This window comes from Alteromonas macleodii ATCC 27126 (genome assembly GCF_000172635.2).
Taxonomy (GTDB): domain Bacteria; phylum Pseudomonadota; class Gammaproteobacteria; order Enterobacterales; family Alteromonadaceae; genus Alteromonas; species Alteromonas macleodii.
Window position 1 is genome coordinate 1,212,339 of the sequence record NC_018632.1, and the last position, 23,669, is coordinate 1,236,007.

Annotated in this window: 23 protein-coding genes, 1 tRNA gene and 1 riboswitch; of the genes, 22 read left to right on the top strand and 2 right to left on the bottom strand. The window is 43.6% G+C overall.

Features of this window, described 5'->3' with window-relative positions:
- Window positions 1–45: 45 nt before the first annotated feature.
- The 6 genes from MASE_RS05155 to MASE_RS05180 all read left to right on the top strand — a co-directional run bounded on the left by MASE_RS05155 (window position 46) and on the right by MASE_RS05180 (window position 7,194).
- The gene (locus MASE_RS05155; RefSeq protein WP_014948695.1) at window positions 46–2,883 is read left to right on the top strand and encodes a TonB-dependent receptor; all 2,838 of its coding nucleotides are present in this window, start codon (window positions 46–48) and stop codon (window positions 2,881–2,883) included.
- A gap of 69 nt (window positions 2,884–2,952) precedes the next feature.
- Complete coding sequence (locus tag MASE_RS05160; RefSeq protein ID WP_014948696.1) at window positions 2,953–4,083, top strand: 2OG-Fe(II) oxygenase; 1,131 nt, start codon at window positions 2,953–2,955, stop codon at window positions 4,081–4,083.
- Between the two features lie 26 nt (window positions 4,084–4,109).
- A complete protein-coding gene (locus MASE_RS05165) occupies window positions 4,110–4,388 on the top strand; it encodes a hypothetical protein (RefSeq protein WP_014948697.1) in 279 nt (92 codons plus the stop codon).
- A 1-nt stretch (window position 4,389) separates the two neighbouring features.
- Window positions 4,390–4,791 carry a hypothetical protein gene (locus MASE_RS05170; RefSeq protein WP_014948698.1) on the top strand — a complete coding sequence of 134 codons (402 nt, stop codon included), beginning with the start codon at window positions 4,390–4,392 and terminating at the stop codon, window positions 4,789–4,791.
- 17 nt (window positions 4,792–4,808) lie between these two features.
- On the top strand, window positions 4,809–5,402 hold the full coding sequence (locus tag MASE_RS05175; RefSeq protein WP_014948699.1) for an aspartyl/asparaginyl beta-hydroxylase domain-containing protein: 594 nt from the start codon (window positions 4,809–4,811) through the stop codon (window positions 5,400–5,402).
- A 7-nt stretch (window positions 5,403–5,409) separates the two neighbouring features.
- Window positions 5,410–7,194, top strand: coding sequence for a putative 2OG-Fe(II) oxygenase (locus MASE_RS05180; protein WP_232362813.1), 1,785 nt, complete (start codon window positions 5,410–5,412; stop codon window positions 7,192–7,194).
- A gap of 6 nt (window positions 7,195–7,200) precedes the next feature.
- Here the strand turns inward: MASE_RS05180 and MASE_RS05185 are convergent, their stop codons facing one another.
- Window positions 7,201–7,758: a 2OG-Fe(II) oxygenase gene (locus tag MASE_RS05185; protein WP_014948701.1), complete on the bottom strand. Its 558-nt coding sequence runs from the start codon at window positions 7,756–7,758 to the stop codon at window positions 7,201–7,203.
- Between the two features lie 460 nt (window positions 7,759–8,218).
- Between MASE_RS05185 and MASE_RS05190 the strand changes: the two genes are divergently transcribed.
- From MASE_RS05190 to MASE_RS05215, 6 genes are read left to right on the top strand one after another with little or no spacing between them, the layout of a single operon-like run.
- The gene (locus MASE_RS05190; protein ID WP_014948702.1) at window positions 8,219–8,980 is read left to right on the top strand and encodes a DUF3450 domain-containing protein; all 762 of its coding nucleotides are present in this window, start codon (window positions 8,219–8,221) and stop codon (window positions 8,978–8,980) included.
- A 6-nt stretch (window positions 8,981–8,986) separates the two neighbouring features.
- Entirely contained in the window at window positions 8,987–10,345 is a 1,359-nt protein-coding gene (locus tag MASE_RS05195; RefSeq protein ID WP_014948703.1) for a MotA/TolQ/ExbB proton channel family protein, read from the top strand.
- Window position 10,346: 1 nt separating this feature from the next.
- Complete coding sequence (locus tag MASE_RS05200) at window positions 10,347–10,871, top strand: MotA/TolQ/ExbB proton channel family protein (RefSeq protein WP_012517736.1); 525 nt, start codon at window positions 10,347–10,349, stop codon at window positions 10,869–10,871.
- Window positions 10,872–10,882: 11 nt separating this feature from the next.
- Window positions 10,883–11,281 (top strand): ExbD/TolR family protein, encoded by a 399-nt coding sequence (locus MASE_RS05205; RefSeq protein WP_012517737.1) that lies wholly within the window; start codon window positions 10,883–10,885, stop codon window positions 11,279–11,281.
- Window position 11,282: 1 nt separating this feature from the next.
- On the top strand, window positions 11,283–11,894 hold the full coding sequence (locus MASE_RS05210; RefSeq protein ID WP_014948704.1) for an energy transducer TonB: 612 nt from the start codon (window positions 11,283–11,285) through the stop codon (window positions 11,892–11,894).
- Window positions 11,895–11,896: 2 nt separating this feature from the next.
- On the top strand, window positions 11,897–13,162 hold the full coding sequence (locus MASE_RS05215) for a tetratricopeptide repeat protein (RefSeq protein ID WP_014975939.1): 1,266 nt from the start codon (window positions 11,897–11,899) through the stop codon (window positions 13,160–13,162).
- Between the two features lie 229 nt (window positions 13,163–13,391).
- Here the strand turns inward: MASE_RS05215 and MASE_RS05220 are convergent, their stop codons facing one another.
- Window positions 13,392–15,653 carry a tRNA(Met) cytidine acetyltransferase TmcA domain-containing protein gene (locus tag MASE_RS05220; protein ID WP_014948706.1) on the bottom strand — a complete coding sequence of 754 codons (2,262 nt, stop codon included), beginning with the start codon at window positions 15,651–15,653 and terminating at the stop codon, window positions 13,392–13,394.
- Window positions 15,654–15,712: 59 nt separating this feature from the next.
- Between MASE_RS05220 and MASE_RS05225 the strand changes: the two genes are divergently transcribed.
- The 10 genes from MASE_RS05225 (at window position 15,713) to MASE_RS05270 (ending at window position 23,664) form a co-directional block, all read left to right on the top strand.
- Window positions 15,713–16,138 carry an acyl-CoA thioesterase gene (locus MASE_RS05225; protein ID WP_012517742.1) on the top strand — a complete coding sequence of 142 codons (426 nt, stop codon included), beginning with the start codon at window positions 15,713–15,715 and terminating at the stop codon, window positions 16,136–16,138.
- 130 nt (window positions 16,139–16,268) lie between these two features.
- Window positions 16,269–16,372: riboswitch (TPP riboswitch) on the top strand.
- Between the two features lie 55 nt (window positions 16,373–16,427).
- On the top strand, window positions 16,428–18,518 hold the full coding sequence (locus MASE_RS05230) for a TonB-dependent receptor (protein ID WP_014948707.1): 2,091 nt from the start codon (window positions 16,428–16,430) through the stop codon (window positions 18,516–18,518).
- Window positions 18,519–18,535: 17 nt separating this feature from the next.
- Window positions 18,536–18,799, top strand: a complete 264-nt coding sequence (locus MASE_RS05235) for a hypothetical protein (protein ID WP_014948708.1) — start codon at window positions 18,536–18,538, stop codon at window positions 18,797–18,799.
- Window positions 18,799–19,443 (top strand): nicotinamide riboside transporter PnuC, encoded by a 645-nt coding sequence (gene pnuC, locus MASE_RS05240; RefSeq protein ID WP_014948709.1) that lies wholly within the window; start codon window positions 18,799–18,801, stop codon window positions 19,441–19,443. Before MASE_RS05235 ends, pnuC begins: the two co-directional genes overlap by 1 nt.
- Complete coding sequence (locus MASE_RS05245) at window positions 19,400–20,251, top strand: phosphotransferase (protein WP_232362814.1); 852 nt, start codon at window positions 19,400–19,402, stop codon at window positions 20,249–20,251. The genes pnuC and MASE_RS05245 overlap by 44 nt, the downstream gene beginning before the upstream one ends.
- A gap of 211 nt (window positions 20,252–20,462) precedes the next feature.
- Window positions 20,463–20,539 (top strand) — tRNA-Trp (locus tag MASE_RS05250).
- Between the two features lie 304 nt (window positions 20,540–20,843).
- Entirely contained in the window at window positions 20,844–21,572 is a 729-nt protein-coding gene (locus MASE_RS05255) for a hypothetical protein (RefSeq protein ID WP_014948711.1), read from the top strand.
- An 8-nt stretch (window positions 21,573–21,580) separates the two neighbouring features.
- On the top strand, window positions 21,581–22,081 hold the full coding sequence (gene rimI / locus MASE_RS05260) for a ribosomal protein S18-alanine N-acetyltransferase (protein WP_014948712.1): 501 nt from the start codon (window positions 21,581–21,583) through the stop codon (window positions 22,079–22,081).
- Between the two features lie 128 nt (window positions 22,082–22,209).
- Window positions 22,210–22,506, top strand: a complete 297-nt coding sequence (locus MASE_RS05265; RefSeq protein ID WP_014948713.1) for a hypothetical protein — start codon at window positions 22,210–22,212, stop codon at window positions 22,504–22,506.
- Window positions 22,507–22,734: 228 nt separating this feature from the next.
- On the top strand, window positions 22,735–23,664 hold the full coding sequence (locus tag MASE_RS05270) for a DMT family transporter (protein WP_014948714.1): 930 nt from the start codon (window positions 22,735–22,737) through the stop codon (window positions 23,662–23,664).
- The last annotated feature ends 5 nt before the right edge of the window (window positions 23,665–23,669 follow it).

Consider the following 23,669-nt stretch of genomic DNA (forward strand, 5'->3'; position numbering starts at 1 on the left):
TAAGAAACACACACTAAGAGTTTTAGTGGTCCAGGGAGACAATACATGTTTACAAACTCTAAGCTGGCTAAATCAGTGAAGTTAGCGTGCGCATTCGGTGCTGCATCATCTATCGGCTTCACTGGTGCAGTTAACGCACAGGAAACCGAACAAGCAGCGGAAGCAGTAGAAAAAATCGAAGTAACAGGTTCACGTATCCGTCGTACAGACATCGAAGGTGCAAACCCAGTTACAGTAATGTCTCGAATCGACATTGAGCGATTTGGTGTAACGTCTATCGGTGACGTTCTTCAGGCTATCCCTTCTGCAGGTTCTGCTATTAACACCAACAACAACAACGGTGGTAATGGTACAACTACAATCAACATTCGTGGTATCGGTTCAAACCGTACTCTTGTTCTAGTTAACGGTAAACGTTGGGCTCCAGGTCTTGGCGGTTCAGTTGACCTTAACAACATCCCAGCAGCAATTATCGAGCGTATCGAAGTACTTAAAGATGGTGCTTCTGCTGTATACGGTTCTGACGCGGTAGCTGGTGTTGTAAACATCATCACTCGTCAAGATTTTGAAGGCGTTCACGCGTCTGGCTACATGGGTCAGTACGATGAAGGCGACGGCAACAAAGAGCAGTGGGATGTTGGTTTCGGTACTTCAAACGATAAAGGTAACGTTTACTTCAACATTTCTTACGTAGAAGAAGAGCCAACATTCACGGGTGACCGTGAAATTTCAGCTGTGCCTGTATTCGGTGCACCTACTGGCTTCGGTGGTTCATCTGGTACGCCTAACGGTCGTTTCTGGTACTTCGATGAAGACGGTACTTCATTCAACGTACAAAATGACGGTAACGGTGGTCTAATTCCTTGGTCTGGAAGCAGCGCTTTCAACTTCGCGCCACTTAACTACCTATCAACACCTCAAGAGCGTACAAACATTTACTCTCAGGGTCGTTACGAGCTTACAGATAACCTAAGTGTTAACGTTACGGGCTTCTACGGTAACCGTCGTTCTGCACAGTTGCTTGCTCCTACACCATTATTCTTAGGTTTTGCTGGCGGTACTTCTGGTATCACTATCGCTGCAAACAACCCATATAACCCAACTGGTCTAGACCTATCTGACCAAGCTGGCTTCGGCGAGCCAAATGGCCTATATTTCCTAGGTCGTCGTATGCTAGAAGCTGGTTATCGTCAATTCGCTCAAAACGTTGACCAATACCAATTTAACGGTGGTTTTGAAGGCGTTATTGAAATCGGCGATAAAGAGTTCTTCTGGGACGCGACTTACACGTACGCTGATATCACACAAAACACGTTGACTGACGGTCTGCTTAACATGGACCGCGTTGCATTGGCACTAGGCGATGTTGACGCATGTAACAATTCAGACGACGGCTGTGTACCACTTAACCTATTTGGCGGCGCAACTGCTATCGGTGAAGGTACTATCACGCAAGATCAATTAGACTACATCACGTTTACTGCACAGGATGCGTTGAACTCTTCTTTAGAGAGCTACACTGCTAACCTTTCTGGTGAAATCATGGAGCTACCTGCGGGTTACCTTGCTTTCGCAACAGGTTATGAAAAACGCTGGCAGTCTGGTTACGATCAGCCTGACGCGCTAATCGCAGCGGGTATTACTTCTGGTAACTCTCGTCAGCCAACTTCAGGTGACTTCAGCGTTGAAGAATTCTACCTAGAGCTTGCTGTTCCTCTACTTTCAGATATGCCTGGCGTAGAGCAACTAGACCTTGAACTAGCGACTCGTTACTCTGACTACAGCAACTTTGGCGATACAACAAACTCTAAAGTTGGTCTTAAGTGGCGTGTAAACGAAGACTTAATCGTTCGCGGTACATGGTCTGAAGCGTTCCGTGCTCCTTCACTATCAGAGCTATTCTTGGGTAACAGCGATAGCTTCGTTACACTTCAAGACCCTTGTAACGGTGGTGAGGCAGGAAATCCAAATGCACCAGGTTGTGCGGGAATCCCTGCTGGTTACCAACAGCCTAACCCACAGATCAGAACTACCGTTGGTGGTAACGCTGACCTACAGCCTGAAGAAGCAGAGAGCTTTACATACGGTTTCGTATACTCTCCAGCACAAGTTGAAGGCCTATCAATCACGTTTGACGTATTTGATATCGAAGTTGACAATGCAGTATCAACTGTTGGCGCGCAAAGCATCCTAGATGCGTGTGCTGAAACTGGTACGCAATTCTGTTCACTAATCGAACGTAACTCTGGTGGTGTTGTAACTGAGCTATTCAACGGTCTTGTGAACCTTGGTGGTCAAACAACATCTGGTTTCGATTATAACGTTGCTTATAACTTCGAAACTGAGTTTGGTGACTTCCGTCTTAACTGGGATGGCACATATGTAGACGAGCGTACAACAATTGTTGTTGACCCTGTAAGCGGTGAAACAATTGAAGAAAACGACGCTGGCCGTGCATTTGACCGTGACGTAATTCCACGTCTTCGTACTAACCTGTCTGTTACTTGGGCATACGAAGATTGGACTGCGAACTACCTAGTACGCTTCATTGGTCACACAACTGAAGAATGTTCATTCGGTACTTCTACAGATGCAGATGGTAACTACCTAGAAGATACACTATGTAGCGATCCAGGTGAGACTACATTTGATGATGACGGTAACCTAGTTAAAGATAGCTTCAACGAGCTTGAAGATATGGCTTACCACGATGTGTCTGTTGGTTATGCAGTTACTGATAACCTTCGTCTAACGCTTGGTGTTAACAACCTTTGGGATACTGACCCAGAAGTTTCTTTCACTACGTTCGCGAACAGCTTCGACCCATCAATGTATGAAATCCCTGGAAGATTCTTCTACGGTCGTGTAAATCTTGAATTCTAATTCAATGATTGCATAAGATTTTCAAAAATTTAAAGGCCTCGTAAGAGGCCTTTTTTGTAGGAGAATATTGTGAAGAGCATTGAACAACTCCTGACAAAAGCAGATTTGCATTTTCAAAGGAACGAATACAGTCAAGCTTATGATTGTTTACGCATTGCTGGTCAGTCAGGACATTTGTATGCCGCATTAGACTACGCTTATCACATCGCACCAAATAGCCCCAAAGCAGCTATCGACTATCTGAGCGCATTACCAGACAACTCAAAACCTACTGTAAGGTTTCACTGTTTACTCATTTCACGGTTTTATCTATTTAAAGAAATGAATTATGAGCTGGTGAGTGAGCTCGTCAGGCTTGCTTCAGCAGGGCATGCAGAGTCCTTAATTGTATTACTTAGTTGGACTGAGCAAAACACATCGGTTTACGCTCAATTGAAGGGTACATTAGGTCGCCATAATCCCAACATTTATCGTCAATTGTTTATGGGAGACCCTAATTACGCCGATGTTTCTACGTCTTTATGTGAAGATACAATCATCACCACGGTACTTGAAAAGCAAACCTCGCTACTAGATAAAACTAAAACTGCTGTTGATAGCAACGGTATCGTTTGTGAAATGAGCGGCGTACTGTCAGATATTGAATGTGACTACATGCTTCTTCGATACAAAAGTTTACTTCAGCCATCTATGGTTCTAAATCCATTGAATGGTAATCCCATGAAAGATGATATTCGCACGAGTGAGGTCGCTATTATCACTAATCAATGGGTAGATTGGATAAGTCGCGAAGTAGAAGTGAAGATGAGCCGTATGTCTGATACAAAACCTCAGCATGGTGAACCACTAAATTTACTGAGATACAAAGATGGCCAAGAATACAAACCGCATTATGATGGGTTTACTGATACTCAACTAAAGCAAACCAGTATTATTGAAGAGGGAGGCCAGCGCACCCATACGATATTGGCATACTTGAATTCATTGAGTGAGGGCGCTACTCACTTTCCCAAGTTAGGAATAACGATCTATCCAGAAAAGGGAAAGCTGGTGAGTTTTCTTAATGTTGATAAAAATCTGGCGCTAGAAAAACAGAGTTATCATTGTGGCCAACCTGTCTCTACAAATGAGAAATGGATGCTTACAAAATGGGTGAGGCTAAATTCTACTCAGTATGGTAATTTAGTCCATGGAAGTTAAACCAAATATTTTTTCAAGGAAGCGATATGAAAACATTAATTCTTTCAGGTATGTTGAGTGTTATAGCATTAGCAGGTTGTAGCTCTACCTCTTCAAATGCAAGTTCTTCTACCGAGCAAGCAAGCAACAACATAGCTAGCAGTAAAGATGATGGCATGGTGTGTAAGATGGAGCGAAAAGTCGGTTCAAATATGATGCGCCGAGTTTGCTATACAGCAGAAGAAAGGGAAATGATGGAAGAGGCCGCACGCGAAAGCTGGACTCGTATGCAAAGAGGGACTGAAACTTCAGGCTCAGGCTTGTAATGTGAACGAAGGCTACTATAAAGTAGCCTTCTCGTTTCTAACGCTACTTATTAAAATGACAAAGCAAATTGAACAAGCCCTTAAACAACAGAATTTTGATCTCGCTACAGCGCTTTATTTAGAGTGGTACGAATCTTCTCCCCTAGACTTCAATATCGAAGGTAGCCAGCCTTCACGTGTTAAAGCTACACATATTTCTAACGCCGCAAATCTAGCGCGAAGAGCAGGTTTCAACGAACTGCAGTTTGTTAAAGATATATCTCCGCGATTAGGTGAAATGGTCAAAGTTTTGTTTGGTCTTGCACAACCTTCTTTTCAAACCCGCTTCAACGACCTAATTTTGTTTATATTCCTGAGCTTACCAGTAAACCGTTTTACGATATTCAGGAATGTGAAGGATTAAAGAGTTGGATACAGACATTGCAGCCTTTTATAGATGAGTTGTTGGATATAGGCAAAGTATCAAAAAGCAAATATGTTGAAGAGTTTGAAAATCTACCGAATTTGGAAGAGTGGAACAAGCTAAGAGATGAATGGCTCTCTACCCATCTAATAAAAGGTGGGGAGCACAGTGAAGTGTTTAAATCGTTAAGTGAACCGCTTCGTGAAGTATTGGAAAGGGCACCATTGGCGCATTGTCCACCTCATGCACCTGAAATGTTTGTTTCTGTGCTAGAGCCTGGGGCATACATCCCTCCGCATTACGGAATTTCAAATTGTAAGCTTACCGTGCATATACCTTTAAAAGTCACAAAACATGCATCGTTGAAAGCGGGAGACGAAATATTCAAGTGGGAAAATGAACAATCCGCGATGATCTTCGATGATAGCTTTCTACATTCCGCAAAAAATGAGAGCGATGAAGTAAGAATTGTGCTCATTTTTGATATATGGCATCCAGACTTATCTTCGTTAGAAAAGGAAGGATTGGCAAAGTTTATGACAAAATTTGCTGTCTGGAACAATGGGGTAGGTAAGTTAGCTAACTTAGATGCACAGTTACGAAGAAAATAATAATAGTATGAATATAGTACAACAGCTCGTCTCAGCTTATAACCAGAAGCAATATCAGCAGATTATCCAATTTATTGAGAAGCAGTTATTTCTGTTGCAAAAAGACCCAGTATTTATTCAACTATTCTGTGGCTCGCTTCGCCAAGTTCAGCGAGTGAAAGAAGCTGAGAAATATTTAGTAAAAGGGCTGAAGAAATTTAAAAATCACCCCGAATTATCAAATGCTTTAGGTAATTTATACCTATCCACTCGGCGAATTGACTTGGCAGTATCGACCTTTCAAAAGTCGAGTGAATTAGCGCCTAATAATGTTGATTTAAACTATAATTTGGCACGTGCACTAATTGAAAAAAATGCGTTAAAGCAAGCGCGTATAGCAGCAGAAAAAGTTCTAGCGTTAGTGCCGAATCACGTGCAAACGAAGCTAATTATGGCAGACATTTTTTCGAAGCAATCAGACTTTAATGAAGCCATAATCGTCTTAAAAGATGTCTTAGCTATTAGTCCAGAAAATATTGTTGCTTTGAACAATATCGCCAATTTGTATCGCAAAATTGAAGACTATGAACAAGCATTAAAGCATTTTGAATTAGCGCTTTCTAAAACTAATGCTAACCCTACTATTTTAAGAAATTATGCAGCAGTACTCGCGCTATCAAATCAAAGAGAGCGCGCGGAAATGGTGTATCTGAAAGCATTGAAAGTTGCACCATCTGATTGGGAGCTTCAGGAGGAGCTGGCCAAGTTTCTATGGGAAGAGGGAGTTGATGCGCCATTTGTTCATATTGAGTCATATATCAAACGACAACCTGAAGACGATAGCTTCAGGTTTCGTTTTATTCAGTTGCTAATACAAGCCGACGAATATCATGCGGCAAAAGAGCAATTAGACTTACTTACTACAGAAGCAATTAAGACTCACGAAATTGCGCCATTGAGGGCCAGAGTGCTCAGAGAACTAGGTGACTATGAGGCTTCTATTGTTGAAATAGAAAATGCCAAAATACAGTCAAATAAAGTGGCGCTATTAAGTGAGAAGGGCTATTCGCTGCTTTGTTTGGGGCGCGCAAAAGAAGCACTCAACTGCTTCAACCAATTGATAAAAATAGAACCACTAAACCAAGGTTGGTGGACAATGTTATCTACATGTTGGTCTATGGCCGAACAAGAAAACCGTTATAAATGGTTGTGCGACTATGACAAGCTTGTTTACGTTAACGCTATTAAACCTAGTCCAGTTGATACTGCTAATTTCAATGAAAAACTAAAAACTGCCCTTGTAGAAAAACATCAGAATCAACGGCATCCTATTGGACAATCATTGAAGAATGGGACGCAAACATATGAAGATTTATTCGTCACATCCTTACCTATCATTAAAGAATTGTCGGAAAACATTTTAGCGCAGGCAAAACTATTTACCGCGCAACAGTGTGCAGACAAAACCCATCCGTTTTTATCACGGTTAAGCGATAAGCTTAAATATATCGGTTCTTGGTCAGTAAGGTTAAGAAATGGAGGCTTTCATAAGTCTCACTACCATCCAGAAGGATGGTTAAGCGGCGTTTACTATGTGGATGTGCCTAAAGCCGTTGATACGGATGGGCAAGGCTGGTTGATGTTTGGTAGGGCTGATATTGCGAATCAACGATTTGAAGGGGATTATGCAGTCAAACCCGAAGGGGGGACGGTCGTTCTGTTTCCATCATACATGTGGCACGGTACTAACGCTTTTACCACTGATGAACACAGATTAACCGTTGCCTTCGATATTATTCCAAACGAAAACTAAACGTAGTTACATTTTTTCTAGCTTAAACGCCAGGGTGTAGCGGGGCGTGTAACAAATTCTATTGGGCGGTCTACCGACGTGTTTGATCGCACCATGGAAAATTGCAACACGAGCAGGTTTTGGTGTGCACGCGAATAAGCAATCGTCGTTGTTGTCATAGAACAACGTTTCTCCTCCCCACTCAATGTCCCATTCAGGTGCAATATAAACCAAAACAGTGAACTCATTCGCATCAGGTGCACAATCTGTGTGCGTAAAAAGCATATCTCCATACGATGCGTGATTCACATATCCTCTATAAGCACTAAAATCTTGTTTTGTAATACCGCGAATGGCCTCAATCGCTCTGTGGTATACGGGGAGGGTTCTAATTTGCTCAGATGTTAGATTCACTGCCCAATGCCGATATTCTTGTGTATCAGGTCTAGCAATTTCGTCTCGCTTGAACGCGCTTACTTGTAAACCTTTGAATAAGCTTTCCGCTTCTGCCTGAGTACAAAGGTCGTCGAAGATCCACAGGGGTTTGTTCTCAATCGTAATGTGGTGAGTTGGCGTGAATGTCATTGCATACTCGTCTGTATTTTGGATTTTTCATGAAGTTTATATGATTAGCCCTTCTTTTAATAGCAAGTAACATCTAGGTTAAAAATCATATCTAATTTCTGCGAGTAGCCAGAAATGCGCGCTGAGAAATTGTTAAATAAATTTGGTAATTGATTATTAGTTAATCGATTAAGGTGTCAGTGATGCTCCATTCTTGTTTGATGTCATTATTTTGGAATGAAATCTGCACTGCTAATGAACACAAATTAGGCAGACGGAATGAAATCTACTAGGTGTAAACAGTGTGTTACTTGACTAAACGTAACATTCCATGTGAGTATAATACGTTCGTAGTACTGACAATTGACGTCGGCGCTACATTCCTGAAACAAAATTGTGAAAGTTTTATACGCCCCTTGCCCGAATATTTTCCTATCGGCGAGGATTCAAATAAGAAATTTGGTTGGGAACTATGTCCAAAATGAGCAAGAGAACTCTTATTGCTTCTACTGTTATGGGTGCATTCGCACTAACAGGTAGCGCAGTCTCTGCAGATACGCTTGAAGATCTTCATAAAGAAGAAGCGAAAATCCACGCGGCTGCAGCGAAATCTCAAGAAAAAATCAATACGTTGTTTGAACAGTCTCAAGAACTACTTGTTGAGTATCGTCAAACAGTAGATGAGACAGAAAACCTTAAAATCTACAACGATTACATCGCAAGCCTAGTTGCAGACCAGCAACGCGGTATCGATTCATTACAACGTCAGATCGACAGCATCGAACAAACTAAGCAGGGCATCGTTCCTCTTATGTTCCGCATGATCGACAGCCTAGAGCAGTTCATCAAGCTAGACCGTCCAATTCACTTAGACGAGCGTCTACAGCGTGTTGAGCGTCTTCGCGACCTTATGGCTAACTCTAACGTAACTGTTTCAGAACAGTTCCGTCAGGTACTAGAAGCTTACCTAGTAGAAGTTGAATACGGTACTAAGATCAACTCTTACCAAGGTACTATCGACGACGCAGGCACAGAAGTTACTGTTGACTTCTTTAACCTAGGTCGTACGGCGCTAGTTGCACTTTCTCTAGACCAAACTCACGCATGGGTATGGAACAACGAAAGCCGCGCATGGGAAAAACTGGGTGACGAGTATCTGTCTTCAGTTGTTGACGCAGTTAAAATGGCTAACAACGTCATTCCTGCGGATCTGATTAAACTACCAATTAGCGCAGCGGAGTAATTGTTAATGAAACCAGTATTCAAATCTCTTTTAGCCGCTGCGACAGTTGCAGTTGCAGCAACCGGAGCGCAGGCTCAGGAAGCAAAGAGCCTGAAAGACCTTCTAGACCAGGTTCAACAGAACCGCGTTTCTGAAGCTCGCCTAGATAAGCAACGCGAAGCTGAGTTCCAATCAGCACGTGCTGACAAGCAAGCACTTCTTCGCAAAGCACAAGCAGATCTTAAAGCTGAACAAGCTCGTGGTGACCGTCTACAGAAGCAATTCTCAGACAACGAAGTTACATTGAACGAGAAAGCTGCTGAGCTAGACCAAGCTACAGGTACACTTGGTGAAATGTTCGGTGTGGTACGTCAAGCATCTTCTGAAGCTTACGGCCGTATCTCTACATCAATCGTAAGTGCACAATTCCCTGGCCGTGGTCAGTTCCTTGCTGAAATGTCAGAAGACTCTAAAGGTCTTCCAAACATTAAAGAACTTGAAGACCTATGGTTTGCTCTTCAGAAAGAAATGACTGAAGGCGGTGAAGTAGTTAAGTTCACTACAGAAGTTGTTAACCTTGACGGCGGTTCTTCACAGCAAGAAGTTGTTCGTGTTGGTACTTTCAACCTTGTTGGTGAAGCTGGTTACCTAGCGTATGACGCTGAAGCTGAAGTTGTTCAGCCTCTTGGTCGTCAACCAGATGGTCACTTTGTAGCTTCTGCTGACGAACTAATCGGCGCTACTTCTGGTATTGTTCCTTTCTTTGCTGACCCTTCTCAAGGTGCAATCCTTGGTCTATTGAAGCAAAAAGCGACAATGTCTGAGCGTTATCATGCTGGTGGTCCAGTTGGTTACACAATCACAATTATGCTTGCGATTGGCCTACTAATTGGTATCTACAAAATGATCACACTAACGATCACTGGTGGAAAAATGCGTTCACAGCTTAAGAACGTAAACAATCCTTCAGAAGGTAACCCACTAGGTCGTATCCTTAAAGTTTACCAAGAGAACAAGACTGCTGATGCAGAAAACCTTGAGCTTAAACTTGATGAAGCGATTCTTCGCGAGCTTCCAAAAATTGAAAGCGGCATCAACGTTATCAAGATCTTCGCAGCGATTGCTCCTCTACTAGGTCTACTAGGTACAGTACTAGGTATGATCGAGACATTCCAAACCATCACACTATTCGGTACAGGTGACCCACGTATGATGGCAGGAAGTATCTCTATGGCTCTTGTAACTACTGCTCAAGGTATTATCGCGGCTCTGCCTCTAATCCTTACTCACAGCATCGTAGCTTCTCGTAGCAAGTCAATCATCCACATTCTTGATGAGCAAACTGCGGGTATCGTAGCTGCTCACTCAGAGTCGGAGAAAGCGTAATATGAATTACCTGATTGGATTATTCGAATCGGTCAGGGACTTTATCGCTACCGGCGGTGACGTACTATACTTCGTTGCTGCCGCGCTCTTTCTCATGTGGGTTTTAATGATTGAGCGTTACTGGTATTTAACCTCGGTCTTCCCAAAGGTGAAGAAAAACATCATCGCGAATTGGGATGCCCGAGCAGATACCACATCATGGTATGCGCATAGAATCCGTGACGCGTGGATTTCTCAAGCGTCAGACGACCTTAACGCTAGAATGCTGATTATCAGAACCATTATTGCAATGTGTCCACTAATCGGTCTACTTGGAACAGTAACCGGTATGATCAGTGTTTTCGAGACAATGGCAACACAGGGCACCAGCAACGCTCGTCTAATGGCAGCTGGTATCTCTATGGCAACGATCCCGACAATGGCGGGAATGGTAGCCGCGCTATCTGGACTGTTCATCAGTTCACGTCTTGAAGCGAAAGTGAAGCTGGCAAGAGAAGGGCTAGTTGATAGCCTGCCACATCATTAGAGAGAGAGATTATGGCTCGAAAAGTCAGAACCGAGGAAGAAGATGCACAGATCGACATGACGCCCATGTTGGATATCGTGTTTATCATGCTGATCTTCTTTATCGTTACCACTGTTTTCGTTAAAGAAGCAGGGATCGAAGTCAACAAGCCAGATGCGAGCCAGGCGATTCTTCACAAAAATGCAAACATTTTCATCGCCGTAACTGAAGACGGAAATGTATGGCTAGATAAGCGTGAAGTTGCGCCGGACAGCGTAAGAGCGAATATTGAAAGACTGCTTACCGAGCAGCCTACTGACTACGTAATCATTCAAGCTGACGTAAAAGCGAAGCATGGTTTAGTAGTTGAGATTATGGATCAGGTTAAAGCCGCTGGCGTTAACCGAGTCTCGGTAGCGGCAAGGGGATAAGATGTTACGTATAATTGTATCTATACTTTTAGGTGCTGGTGTTGCATTTGCCCTTTTCGTTCTAATGGCCAAGTTGATTGAAAATTCATCTAGACCAGCAGACGAAGTACCGCCTGCACCGGTTATCGATATTGTAATGCAGGAACCAGACGACCAGACGCAGACGCGTACTCGTGTTCCACCACCACCGCCACCTCCGCCTCCACAGCCTCCTAAAATGGAGCAAGTAGAGCCGGAAACAGCGGAACCTGATGCAGATGGCTTTAGCTTAGCTATTCCAGCTATCGACACAGGTGGTGTTGGTGTAAACATCGGTGGTGTTGGTGCAATGCAGCGTGATGGTGAAGCAACACCTATCGTTCGTATCGACCCGAAATATCCACCTGATGCAGCCCGTGACGGCCGTGAAGGTTGGGTAAGACTGTCTTTCACTATCAACGAAGTTGGTGGTGTTGAAGATATCGAAGTTATCGAAGCTGAACCTAAGCGCGTATTCGACCGTGAAGCACGTCGTGCTCTACGTAAGTGGAAATACAAGCCTAAGATCGTTGATGGCAAGCCAGTTAAACAACCTGGCATGTTCGTACAGCTAGACTTTAAACTGGAGCAATGATCATGATGAAACGTACATTCAAAATGTCAGCCGTTGCTTTAGTGCTAGGCGCAGGTGCGGTGCTTTCAGCACCCGCTGCCCTAGCGCAGTCAGCACCTGTTGTTTGTCCTGGATATGAGAAAGGAAAAACAACGCTTGTAGGTGAGCGTACCGGTAAAAAAGTTCAGAAAGCTTTTGAGTTCTACAATGAAGACCAAGTTAATGAAGCACTAAACGTACTTTACGAAATCGACGCATCTGACGATTTCGATAGAGCTTACGTAAAGCGTTTTATTGGTAACTTACTTGCTGCGCAAGAAGGTCAAGGTGGTAAAGCTTTAGGGTATTTGGTTGAATCAGTTGAACCAAAAGTTCTAAACGACCTTGAACACTCTCAAACACTTAAATTACTAGGTGATTTGAGCATGCAGGAAGAGAAGTACACTGATGCCATTAAATGGTATAACAAGTGGATGGACTTCACGTGTAAAGAAGACGCAGACGTATATACGCGTTTGGCACAGGCTTACTTTGAATCTAAGCAATTAGCGAAGATGGTTGAGCCAGCAGACAAAGCGATTGCTTTGTATGAAGAGCCAAACAAAAACCCGTATGTATTAAAGCTAACTTCTTACTACGAGCGTAAGATGTACCCTGAAACGGTTGCTGTGGCGGAAGATCTTGTTAGAACTTTCCCTCAGGAAAAAACTTGGTGGTCACGTCTTGGCTTTTTCTACATCTTAGTTGAAGACTATAAGAAAGGTCTTTCAACGCTAGAACTTGCTTATATGCAGGGCTATCTAGAGAAAGAGTCAGAAATAAAGACGCTTGCTCAGCTTTATCAAAGTAACGGTATGCCTTACAAGGCGGCCAAGTTGCTTGAAAAGCACGTGAAAGAAGGCTTGCTAAAAAATGATGCCGATATGTTAGCAAACGTAGCTAATGCTTATCACCAGGCAAAGAACTTCAAAACAGCTGCCGACTTGTATGCACAAGCTGCTGCTAAGAGTTCAGACCCTGAGCATTATCGTAAGCAAGGTACACTTTTACTTGTGGCGGAAGACTACAAAGGCGCTATTAAAGCACTAGAGAATGCTCTAGAGCGTGGTGCTGAAGACCCTGAGAAGATTCACTTCACGTTAATGGAAGCGAACTTCTACGCAGGTAACTTCAAGTCTGCTTACAAGCACGTACAAGAAGCTAAGAAAGATCGCTCTCTACGCCGCAACGCTGCAGCGTGGGAACCTTATATCAAGGAAAAAGCGAAGAACCGCGGTATTAGTATCTAATATGTGGTTTTAGCAAAAAAGCCTCCCTTTGGGAGGCTTTTTTTTGCCCTTAATTTAGTAAGTGAGCTTTTCTCGAATGGGGTTATATTTATAGGGCTTTAACACCAGTCCGCATAGGTCATTACCCACTCTGCTAGAATTAAAATGTTCGTAATCGCGACTTGTTAACGCAGGTATAGTGGCTCTACGCCAAGCTGATTATTTGTATTTTCAGGCTACAGACTTTCTATTATTTGAAAGCAGGCAGAAGTGCTTCTCTTATAACAATAGTGACTTCTTTTAACCCACTTGCTTTTAGGTTTTCTTTGTTAAATGTAGAAACAAGTTGCTTCGCATTCATATCTGAATGTGTAAGTACTTTTCTGAGAAAGCGCTTCGTGTTAATGATTTCAACAAGACGCCATAGCGTATACAGTATTGTGTTATTTGGCTTGTTCAGTTGAGTATTTGCGCTTGGTGTAGGCTGAGTCCCTGCATAACGCGCAATTTTATGTAATATCGGCCAAACATCATCTAAAGTGCGTGTGCCTTGGGTAAAATGTACTAACTTTTCTACATAGATTGTCAGTATGCTAATGGGCACGTTGTCTAACTGGTTATCGAATTTAAAGCTCTCTTTTAGCGCTACCAATTCAGAAAGCAGTCTTTTTGCTCTGTTAGAATGAGGATATAACGCTAGTGCACTGGTTTCGCCACTGGCTTTATTAGGCTTTCGCCCATAGTCTACAATCTCAAATCCATTTCTTGTCCAAAAACTGTCTAACTTAAGTGTCGTTCCATAAGAAGTACAGATAGCGTCAATACTTTGCTTCTTGGCTTCATTACTAACTCTTTGTAGCAAGTAACTGCCCATACCCTTACTCTGCGCAAGCGTATCGACGGCAATACGGTTAATACGCCAATATCTAAACGTTGCTGTTTTTGCATCAGCAGACAACAGAGCAAGTCGCTGTGCACCTAAATGCCCTTTAGGACGACGCTTTCCAGACGCAATCCCCAATGCGGTATCGTTCAGGTAGTCGCTACCTTCAGCGTTTATGATTGCAGCACCTATCACGTTGTCGTTGAATTTAAGTATGGCAACAAGTACATCCGGGCTATCCATCAAGCGCATAAAATCATCGGGCGTAGTTTGATAATGGGCTAATGAAAGTAGCGACATTATTTGCTGAAGCGCCTCTTCGGAAATGGTTTTAAACGAACTTATGGAAAAATCGTAATCTATCGGTGGGTTAATACTGTTTTTGAAATTAATCTCGCCAATATTGCGCGCCGCATCTCTGTCCTCAAATAAACAAGTCGTATTGAAAAAGGCTTCAATGGGATCATGTTCGAACCATCGTAACGGCGTTGATAGTCTTAAATGGATAGCTGATGGCGGTAAACTAGGGATGAGTTTGTGAATAAAACCACTGCCTGAACCTTCATAACCCAAAAGCGTAGTACTAAGCACCCACTGCTTGTGGTTGGCTATGATCCGGTATACATCCGGGAGGGGGATTGAAGCCGCTTCATCAACAATTACAACGTCGTACTTTTCATCTTCTGTGGTATATAACAAGGCACTGTCAGGGGGCACCCATTTTACACTGCCAAACGTCGCTGCCTCATTCTTATCACCAAGGATTAGTTGGGTTTGAATGTTAGCGGTGGATGGTTGTTGTGTTCTGACACCTGCTATTTCGTACTGTTGAATACGTGAAAGCACGTTCTTCACATTATCAAAGCGTTCACTGGTTAATAGTACATTTTTACCCTGTCTGATTAGGCTTTCAATGAATATACCTAATAATGATGACTTGCCTCTGCCTCTTGGGGCGGTAATCAGCGCGTTTAGTTTATTAAGTGAGTGTGCTTGATATAAACGACTGTATGCCTGCTCTTGCTCTTCTGATTTAAATAGTGAGCCTCTATAGACGTTTGATGTTACGCCTTGGCTAATGCGGTACATAGCCGTATCTGGAAGTGTGGTTTTTTCTTCAGTGTGAAATGCCACGTAGTCGTTGTTACGCAGGTGCTTTATAAAGCGTTCGAGGTATCGACTTTGTGTAAGTGTAAACCCCTCCGACAGGAACGAGACCGAAATATTGTTGACCCATTCACTCAATGCAGGGCAAATAAGTATTAAACAACCACTGCGTTTAACGATCCCCGCCACTGCCATCACGTCGCCAGGTTTGAATGAATCGCGACAGTCTAATGTGGCAATGTCACATTCGCTCCCCAGTACTTGTTTGCGGTTCTTTCCCTTAAGTGTATCGCCAGCAAAATTCACAACGCTTATAGATGAAACTTCATCTACAAAGGCTTGAACGCTACGTATGGCAGCTTCACAAAAATCATCATTGCCAGATATTACAAGCATTCTCCGGTGAAGCGGGCAAGTCACGTTTGATAAGTGTGAAGCGTGAGAGCTTTTTTTGCAGCCATTTTCGCCGCTATTTTCAAAGTAGGGGGCTAATAGCCATTCGCGTAATTGAGTTAGCGCCATGAATCAGTTTTTTCGGTATAATCTAACGCTATAGTAGCGATTTATTATGAGGAATTCGAATGCGCTTTCTTTCTCGGCGTCTAGTTATGCCAAACGACCTTAATTACGCCAATTCTTTGTTCGGTGGCCGCGCGTTAGAATGGATAGACGAAGAAGCTGCAATTTGGGCTATTTGTCAGCTAGAAACTAATTGCTTGGTAACTAAGCATATTGGTGAAATTAGTTTCGAATCACCGGCTATGCAGGGTGATATCGTAGAGTTTGGTCTAGAAACTAAAGCTGTAGGCCGTACGTCTATTACCGTAAGCTGCTTGGTACGCAACAAAGCAACCAAGAAAACCATCTGTTTTGCAGACGATATCGTTTTCGTAAAGGTTGACCCTGATACGCGTCAACCAACCGCACACGGCAAAACGTTGGAAGGTTTAAAAGCACAAACTGACGATGAAGTACGTCGCCTAAATATGAATATTGACGCTGAATAGCCCTAAGCTTTCAACGCCTTATATCATATATAAAACCTTACGTTAGCTTAACGTCTTATCTGCTTGACGGCGTGTATCGAACTGGTAGACTCCGTCGCAGAAGTTGAGTTTGCTAGTTTTAGCCGCGCAACACTATACCAAGGGGTGTCCGTTTTCGGTCTGAGATCCACATTCGTGGGAACCCTTAAACCTGATCCGGATAATACCGGCGTAGGGATGGTTCACAATATAGCCTTATCACCTGCCGTTAGACCCGGATCTTTTTTCTTAAATAAGAATAAGAGATCCCATGTATAAAACACTTTTCACACTTTCACTGCTTGCTAGTTCCGTTGCGGCCTATGCGCAACAAACCAATGTAAGTAACACTTCAGATAGCACGCCATCAGATATTGAGCGCGTCATCGTATCTGGTGATTTTCGTCAAACTACACTCGACCAGTTAAGTGCTAGCGCGACCATTTTAGATCAAGAGCGTCTTCGCAGTAGACAGCCGAGCCATATCGACAGTGTGCTAAACAGTATTCCAAACGTAAACTTTGCAGCTGGTGCGTCTCGCGGCCGCTTCGTGCAAATTCGCGGTATTGGAGAGCGTAGTCAGTTCGCCGAGCCTATCAATCCTTCTGTAAGCTTTATCGTCGATGAATTTGATTTTTCAGGCCTTGCTGCGGCAGGTCTTATTTTTGATACTAAACAACTAGAGGTATATCGCGGACCTCAGGCTACCTTATACGGCACAGGTGCATTGGCCGGAGCGGTTAAACTCTCCAGTAATGACGTGGGTAGCGACGCCCCAGACTACGTTGAAGCCCGCATTGGGAACAAAGAGAGTTACCGTATTGAAGGCGCCACTGGTGATGATATCAACACGGATTGGGGCTATCGTGTTGCGCTGGTTCATAATCGCAGTGATGGCTTTGTAGAAAATACGTTCTTAAATAGAAGCGATACCGCGAATATCGATGAAACCGCACTGCGCTTTGCCGTTGAAGGCAGCGTAGATGAGCGAACCACACTTGCACTTACTTATCGCTGGTACGATATCGATAACGGTTACGATGCATTCTCGCTAGACAATGACAACAAAACGCTGTCTGATGAACCAGGATTTGACGAACACCAAACCCACGCTGTTAGCGCGCGCTCTACAACCAATACAGCAGCGGGCGACTTTATTCTAATTGCCACCCATGCTTCTCACAATATTGCTTATGGCTACGATGAAGACTGGACATTCACAGGGTTTCACCCGTGGGGTTACACGTCTTTTGACGCCTATTATCGCGATGTAGAAACACAGACCGGCGAGATGCGTTTCGTGTCGTCTGACAGTGCCGCACTTTTTGATGGTATGACTGACTGGACAATAGGCGTGTTTTATAAAAGCACGGAAGAAAAGCTGCTACGTCAATACACTTATTTGGATAGTGACTTTGCCAGTGAATACACGCCTACGACGACCGCTATCTATGCTCAGACTGAAAGTCGTTTGAACGAAAATTTAGTACTGGTAGCAGGGTTAAGAGTAGAAAACTACGATTTTGATTACGCTGATAACAACCAACTTACTCGCGCGTTCGACACCACCATGGTAGGCGGGAAAGTCGCGCTTCAGTATACGCAGGGCAATCACTTCTATTACGGCAGTATTTCACGCGGATATAAAGGTGCAGGCTTTAACCCCGACAGCCGCGTGAATGACAATCAGCGATTCTTCGACGAAGAATATAACTGGAACTACGAAATAGGTGTAAAGGGCCCATTACTTACGCCTGACCTAATTGCTCGTGCTGCAATTTTCTATATGGATAGAAAAGATACTCAGGTGAGCGATTTTGACGTTATCACTCGTGATGACGGTACGGCAGGGCTCGTAGACATTATTGATAATGCTGATTTAGGAACAAACAAAGGAGCCGAGCTGGAGCTTAGCTGGATTGCTAGTGATGCATGGCAGCTAGATGCAAGTGTTGGATATCTAAGCGCTACCTTTGAAGGGTATACGCTTGCAGACGGTACTGAAGTGTCTGAGCAAAGGCAGGCTCAATCACCTAAGTGGACCGCAAACCTGTATAGTGAGTACGCACTTACAGATAACATGCTCTGGCGTGTAGATGTAGATTACAAAAGCGAATACCGTTTTTCTGACGGCCATGATGTCACCTCGCCAAGTACTACGCTGGTTAATTCGGAGATTGTGGTGTTACACGGTGATTGGCAGACATCACTGTGGGTACAAAATGCCTTTGATCGTGAGTACTACACCCGTGGATTCGGTGGTTTCAGCAACGACCCTCGCGATGAGTATGCCTTCGATGAGCCATATTACCAAATAGGTAACGGTCGTCAGTTTGGCGTTACTGTTAAGTACGCGTTTTAAAATAAAAGGAAACAGACATGCAAGTTATGGTTGAACTGTCGTTGTACCCATTGGTTAACGAATACATTCCACCTATTCAAGATTTCATTGATAGGTTAAATAGCTATAGTGATATTGCAGTTTCAACAAGCTCAACCAGCACGCAGGTTACAGGTGACTATGGTGTGGTTATGAAAGTACTTGGTGAAGAAATGCAAAGGACCCATGAAGAAGTGGGGCAGGCTATTTTCGTTGCTAAGTTCCTAAACTTCGATGCCATGCAATCTAGAAAATCATCTTAATGGCTAACTTTTTTTCTGAGTTTACCTCACAAATTGCCGCTACTTCACTGTTAGAGTGGGTAGCGGTTGTCCTCGCTATTGCCTATGTGTTGTTAGCCGCAAAACAGAACAGCTGGTGTTGGCTGTGCGCCTTTGTAAGTACCGCAATTTACACCTGGCTATTTTGGCAGGTGACTTTGCCATTTCAGTCTGCGCTTAACTTCTTTTATATGATAATGGCGGGATACGGTTATTATCAGTGGTCGAAAGGGGCGGAAGACGGCGATGTTAAGCCAGTGCTTCATTGGCCTCTCTGGGCTCATTTGCTCATTGTGCCGAGTATGTTATTGCTCGCTTGGGTTCTGTCTGAGGTGGCAGGCTCACAGTTCAATAGTGAGTACCTACTATTAGATGCGAGCATTAATTTATTGAGTGTAGTCACAACATTTATGGTGGCGCATAAAATCCTGCAAAACTGGGTTTATTGGTTTTTCATCAATTTAGCGTCCGCCTATTTATACCTGCAAGTGGGTTATGCATTATCTGCTTGCCTGTTCTTAGGCTATGTTGGTTTTGCGGTATTTGGGTATTACCAGTGGCTAGTACAATATAAAAAACAAGGTGAACAGGTTGGATATCATCGCCACGCTGCAAAAGGCGCTTAATCTTAGCGACAGTGCGAAAATTTCGTCACACCCTGCTGGAGCGGTAAATCACGTTTACCGCGTTCAAGAGCTCGCAGATAGTCAGTTACCCTTGATTGCAAATAACCTTCAAAGTAGTGGGCAACCAAAGTCGGATTATAACCCTGTCGACTTAGCGGTGAAATGGATGGGCGATGATGACTTTAGTGGGGTTAATCGTGCGCACCAATTTGCTTTGCAGCAACAGCTTTATAGGTTAGGAGTAGCGCCGCAACCTATATGGTTAAGCGATGATGAAACCATCTGGGTTGAGCAGTGGCTAGAGCACAGTGAAAGTGCGACGCTTTCAATGCTTGAGCTGGCCAACACCCTCGCTCGTATTCATTCTTTGCCCATTACCGCTAGGCCATTAGATTTAGCATCAAGATGGCAGCATTATATTAATGTTGCACAGCTCGATATGAGCAGTGAGCTTTATCTAAAAGCCCAATCATTGCGGAAACAAGTAATAAAAAGTGAACAAGACGATGACAACTATGTGTTATGTCATAATGACTTGCTAACTAATCACTTATTACTGAGCGCAGATAACTCACTCAAAATTATTGATTGGGAATATGCCGCAATGGGAAACCGCTACTTCGATTTAGCAAGTTGCTGCCTTATCAATAAACTTGAAATCAATGAAAGTAGAGAGCTCGTTAAGCATTACGCCAAGCTAATGAATATCGATGAGCACGACGCGATAGCGAAATTTGATCTGCACACCGAGATTGTCGCTATCACTAATGACCTGTGGTTTGCTGCGCTTAACGCCAATAAGGTCTAATTGTCATAAACTGCTCCGCATTTAAAAGTGACGCTGCATAGAAGTCGGTTTAAAAGCGAGCAATAAGACAAAACACAGGTGATGGATAAAGCCTATTTGGTGTTATTCGATTGAAAAAACAGCGCATTGCGTGTTAATTAAGCATGCAGTGCATGGTAGTGATAAAAAGGCTTTACCTTTTTAATGTCATCCGTATAATGCACAGCGCGCTAGGGGTGTAGTTCGAATTGGTAGAACAGCGGTCTCCAAAACCGATGGTTGGGGGTTCGAGTCCCTCCACCCCTGCCACTTTCTCTTCTTGTGAACGTTTACGTTCAAATCCTAAATCGTTTCTTTGTTAAATTCTTCTTCAATTCTTCTTAAATTTTATTGGTTTCTGTTGCTAGTGCTTAATTTGCTGCAGCTGTTTTATTTTCTCTTATACCAAGGGCTAGGCATTATAAATTCGCGAATAATACTTAAGAATCAACGCTTGAGCATTAAACAGCAGGTACAATCCGAGCAAAAGAACGCGATAGTTATTCAACCAAGCCTGCAACTTTAGTAAACTAAACAAATACAATGAACTATCCACGTTAGGTGTTTTTGCGCAATGTCTCTTACTTCATATCAGCAGGCGGTTTTACAGGAAATGGGGATCCCGGTTTGGATCACCAAAGACGCCTACACTGAGCTAAAGCAGGAAGACCAAGCGAAACAAAACAATACTAATGCAGTACAACGCAACGTCGGCACTGCTAGTAGTTCATCGACACAATTACCCTTCAGCCAAAACGCTCGAACCAATAAGCCGCCTTCAACGCCAATATCTCAAGAAGAAAAGCAATCACGGCTTGCTCAGTTGAGAGCAAATGTTGGCAGTAGCGCGAAAGATAAGACTAAGCCTAAAGACGGCGGGGCAGCAAAACTTTCCACGCTTGGCGCATCGCACAATGAAGGGAAAGTAAGGCAAAGCGAAACAGGTGCTTCACAGTCACACAACACTTCGCCGTCTTACGACAATGCGGTTGCCTCGCAAGAGTCTTTAACAAAGTCTATTGGCGCAAAAGGGCCGGTATCGCCTGAAGGTATCCCGTTAAGTGCCGAACAGAAAGCAAAATCACAGCAATGGCTGAAGGACTTACAGCTAGCCTGTGTTCAGTTGGGTATACCGTCACAGTGGGCTAGCACCATAATGATTGGCCGTACGCTATCGGTAACCGAAACGGCCATTATATTGCCAGCCACACCGCTTAAACTCACAGCTGTGCAAAAACGGGAGCTGTGGGCGCAGCTTATCAGCGCAGCACGCGAATTAAACCATTCAGCTAACGGCCAGTAGTCGCGTCGATGAAGTTAACAATCGTACCGCCACAAGGCTTTAACGAGCACATTGAACTTGCGCATGCTATCCATCAAGAGGCACAAGTGTCGCCTTGGAAACTAAGTACCTTCGCAGACTGTTTCACGAAACCCTATTACGGGGTGTTTGCCTTTGAAAATGACAAGATTGTTGGCTATGCCATCATGCTTGAGGTCGTTGATGAAGCTACGCTGATGGATATTGCGGTAGACAGTGGCGCAAGAGGCAAGGGGGTAGGTCGCGCTTTAGTTGATTTTGTCATTGAGACATCGGTAAAAAATGCAATGCGTGAAATGTGGCTAGAAGTGCGTGAAAGTAACCATACTGCTATTGCGCTTTATGAGAGCTCGGGGTTTGAGCATATAGAAACCCGCAAAAATTATTACACCGTAAAAAATAATGATGACGGGCATGACAAGAGTAATGGAAACAGCGCACAAAAAGAAAACGCTAAAATCATGAAGTGGACAAATCCCACCTTAGCCTAGTGTTTGTATTCCTAGGCATATACGTTTCGCGTATATCAAAGCATTATCTGAACTCAGCATACGCTTCCAGACCATAGCCGTGCGTGTTTAAATTAGAACACGTCCCCATCAATCAAGGTATAAATAGCATGGCTAAAGTGCTCAACAAGGCTTTAATCTCATCAAAACGATTTGCCATAAATGTGGTTACCTACAAAGAGGGTCATAGCGTGTTAGAACATAATGACCCTATGGGCAGCGGGCGTTACTTTAAATTTAATGTAGTACTAAAAAAGCCGAAGCGCGGCGGTCAATTTTGGGCAGAGAAAGTCATCTTTAATCTCTTTAACCGCATTTACTTTTTTCGGCCAGATAAGTACATGCACAGCGTAAGCAAAATAGAAAGAGGTGAGCGGAAGCTGCTGTCTGTTGCATTGTACCTGTAAGTCAAAGTGTTTATCAGTGATTAACCACCCGTATAGCAAAGTTTCCACAAGGTTTTAAAAAGTTGACCATTTGGTCGATAAATTGGCGTGTTTACACGGTCAGGAAGGTTTTAATCCCTTGCTAATTCACTTATATTTGCGCCCTCAAAATTCTCCGCCTACATTCAGCTTACCAGGCGGTAGAAACTTCTCTTAACGCAGTTCGTGTAATTGGATTTTTTAAAACGCATGTCTTCATCATCGGTGGCGGAAAAAGAGCAATCAAAAGGCATTAAAATGCTTTTGGTTGCGGTGTTGTGTTTAGGGCTTAACTGGCCAGGCATGAAGTTAGGGCTTGAGATTGTAGGGCCTGTATGGATGGTGTGCTTGCGCTTCTTGTTAAGCCTTCCGGTACTCGCGCTGTTTGTACTTATCACCAAAAAACGTTTACCGGTGCTCAATCGTAAAGATCGCTCGGTGGTGTTTGTCGTTGCCTTTTTCCAGTTTATCCTATCAATGGGGCTTATTACTGTCTCACTGCAGTTTATTCCTGCCGGCACGGCCAGTATTCTTATTTACACTACACCGCTTTGGATGCTGCTTATCGACACTCTATGGTATCGGCAACGTCCGCCTTCTAAGCGATTAATTCTAACCGGTATATCTACCATTGGCTGTGCAATGATTTTATTTGCTTCGGGACAACCGGGCGCATGGCTACCGCTCTTTGGTATGTTGCTGGCATCTGCATTGTGGGCGGTCGCTATTCGAAGAGTGTCTTTTCATAAGTGGAAGGGAAGCGTCATTGAAGCTGTCTTCTGGCAGTTTACCATCGCAGGTTTCGCCATGCTTGCTATTGCACTGATAGTTGAACCAACACCTAATTTTGGGGCTTACGATATAAGCGATTGGTTACTATTGGCGTACATTGGGCCAGTGGCAACGGGTCTCGGCTTTGGGCTTATGGTAGCAGCGGGGCCTAAATTGCCACCAGATAAAATTGTACTTATTAGTACACTTACGCCGATAGTGGGTTATGTAAGCTCTGTGATATTGCTTAAAGAAACGCTGCTGCCTATGGTTATGGCCGGCGCAATATTGATGATAGCCGCGCTAATAGTAAATGGCCTCCCCCAAAGCACACTTAAAAAAATATTAGGTAAAGGCCACGCGAAATAAAGGTA

Coding starts and splice junctions, on each gene's coding strand:
- MASE_RS05155 (WP_014948695.1), top strand. CDS start 46: ATGTTTACAAACTCTAAGCTGGCTAAATCAGTGAAGTTAGCGTGCGCA.
- MASE_RS05165 (WP_014948697.1), top strand. CDS start 4,110: ATGAAAACATTAATTCTTTCAGGTATGTTGAGTGTTATAGCATTAGCA.
- MASE_RS05180 (WP_232362813.1), top strand. CDS start 5,410: ATGAATATAGTACAACAGCTCGTCTCAGCTTATAACCAGAAGCAATAT.
- MASE_RS05185 (WP_014948701.1), bottom strand. CDS start 7,758: ATGACATTCACGCCAACTCACCACATTACGATTGAGAACAAACCCCTG.
- MASE_RS05190 (WP_014948702.1), top strand. CDS start 8,219: ATGAGCAAGAGAACTCTTATTGCTTCTACTGTTATGGGTGCATTCGCA.
- MASE_RS05195 (WP_014948703.1), top strand. CDS start 8,987: ATGAAACCAGTATTCAAATCTCTTTTAGCCGCTGCGACAGTTGCAGTT.
- MASE_RS05200 (WP_012517736.1), top strand. CDS start 10,347: ATGAATTACCTGATTGGATTATTCGAATCGGTCAGGGACTTTATCGCT.
- MASE_RS05205 (WP_012517737.1), top strand. CDS start 10,883: ATGGCTCGAAAAGTCAGAACCGAGGAAGAAGATGCACAGATCGACATG.
- MASE_RS05210 (WP_014948704.1), top strand. CDS start 11,283: ATGTTACGTATAATTGTATCTATACTTTTAGGTGCTGGTGTTGCATTT.
- MASE_RS05215 (WP_014975939.1), top strand. CDS start 11,897: ATGATGAAACGTACATTCAAAATGTCAGCCGTTGCTTTAGTGCTAGGC.
- MASE_RS05220 (WP_014948706.1), bottom strand. CDS start 15,653: ATGGCGCTAACTCAATTACGCGAATGGCTATTAGCCCCCTACTTTGAA.
- MASE_RS05225 (WP_012517742.1), top strand. CDS start 15,713: ATGCGCTTTCTTTCTCGGCGTCTAGTTATGCCAAACGACCTTAATTAC.
- MASE_RS05230 (WP_014948707.1), top strand. CDS start 16,428: ATGTATAAAACACTTTTCACACTTTCACTGCTTGCTAGTTCCGTTGCG.
- MASE_RS05235 (WP_014948708.1), top strand. CDS start 18,536: ATGCAAGTTATGGTTGAACTGTCGTTGTACCCATTGGTTAACGAATAC.
- pnuC (WP_014948709.1), top strand. CDS start 18,799: ATGGCTAACTTTTTTTCTGAGTTTACCTCACAAATTGCCGCTACTTCA.
- MASE_RS05255 (WP_014948711.1), top strand. CDS start 20,844: ATGTCTCTTACTTCATATCAGCAGGCGGTTTTACAGGAAATGGGGATC.
- rimI (WP_014948712.1), top strand. CDS start 21,581: ATGAAGTTAACAATCGTACCGCCACAAGGCTTTAACGAGCACATTGAA.
- MASE_RS05265 (WP_014948713.1), top strand. CDS start 22,210: ATGGCTAAAGTGCTCAACAAGGCTTTAATCTCATCAAAACGATTTGCC.
- MASE_RS05270 (WP_014948714.1), top strand. CDS start 22,735: ATGTCTTCATCATCGGTGGCGGAAAAAGAGCAATCAAAAGGCATTAAA.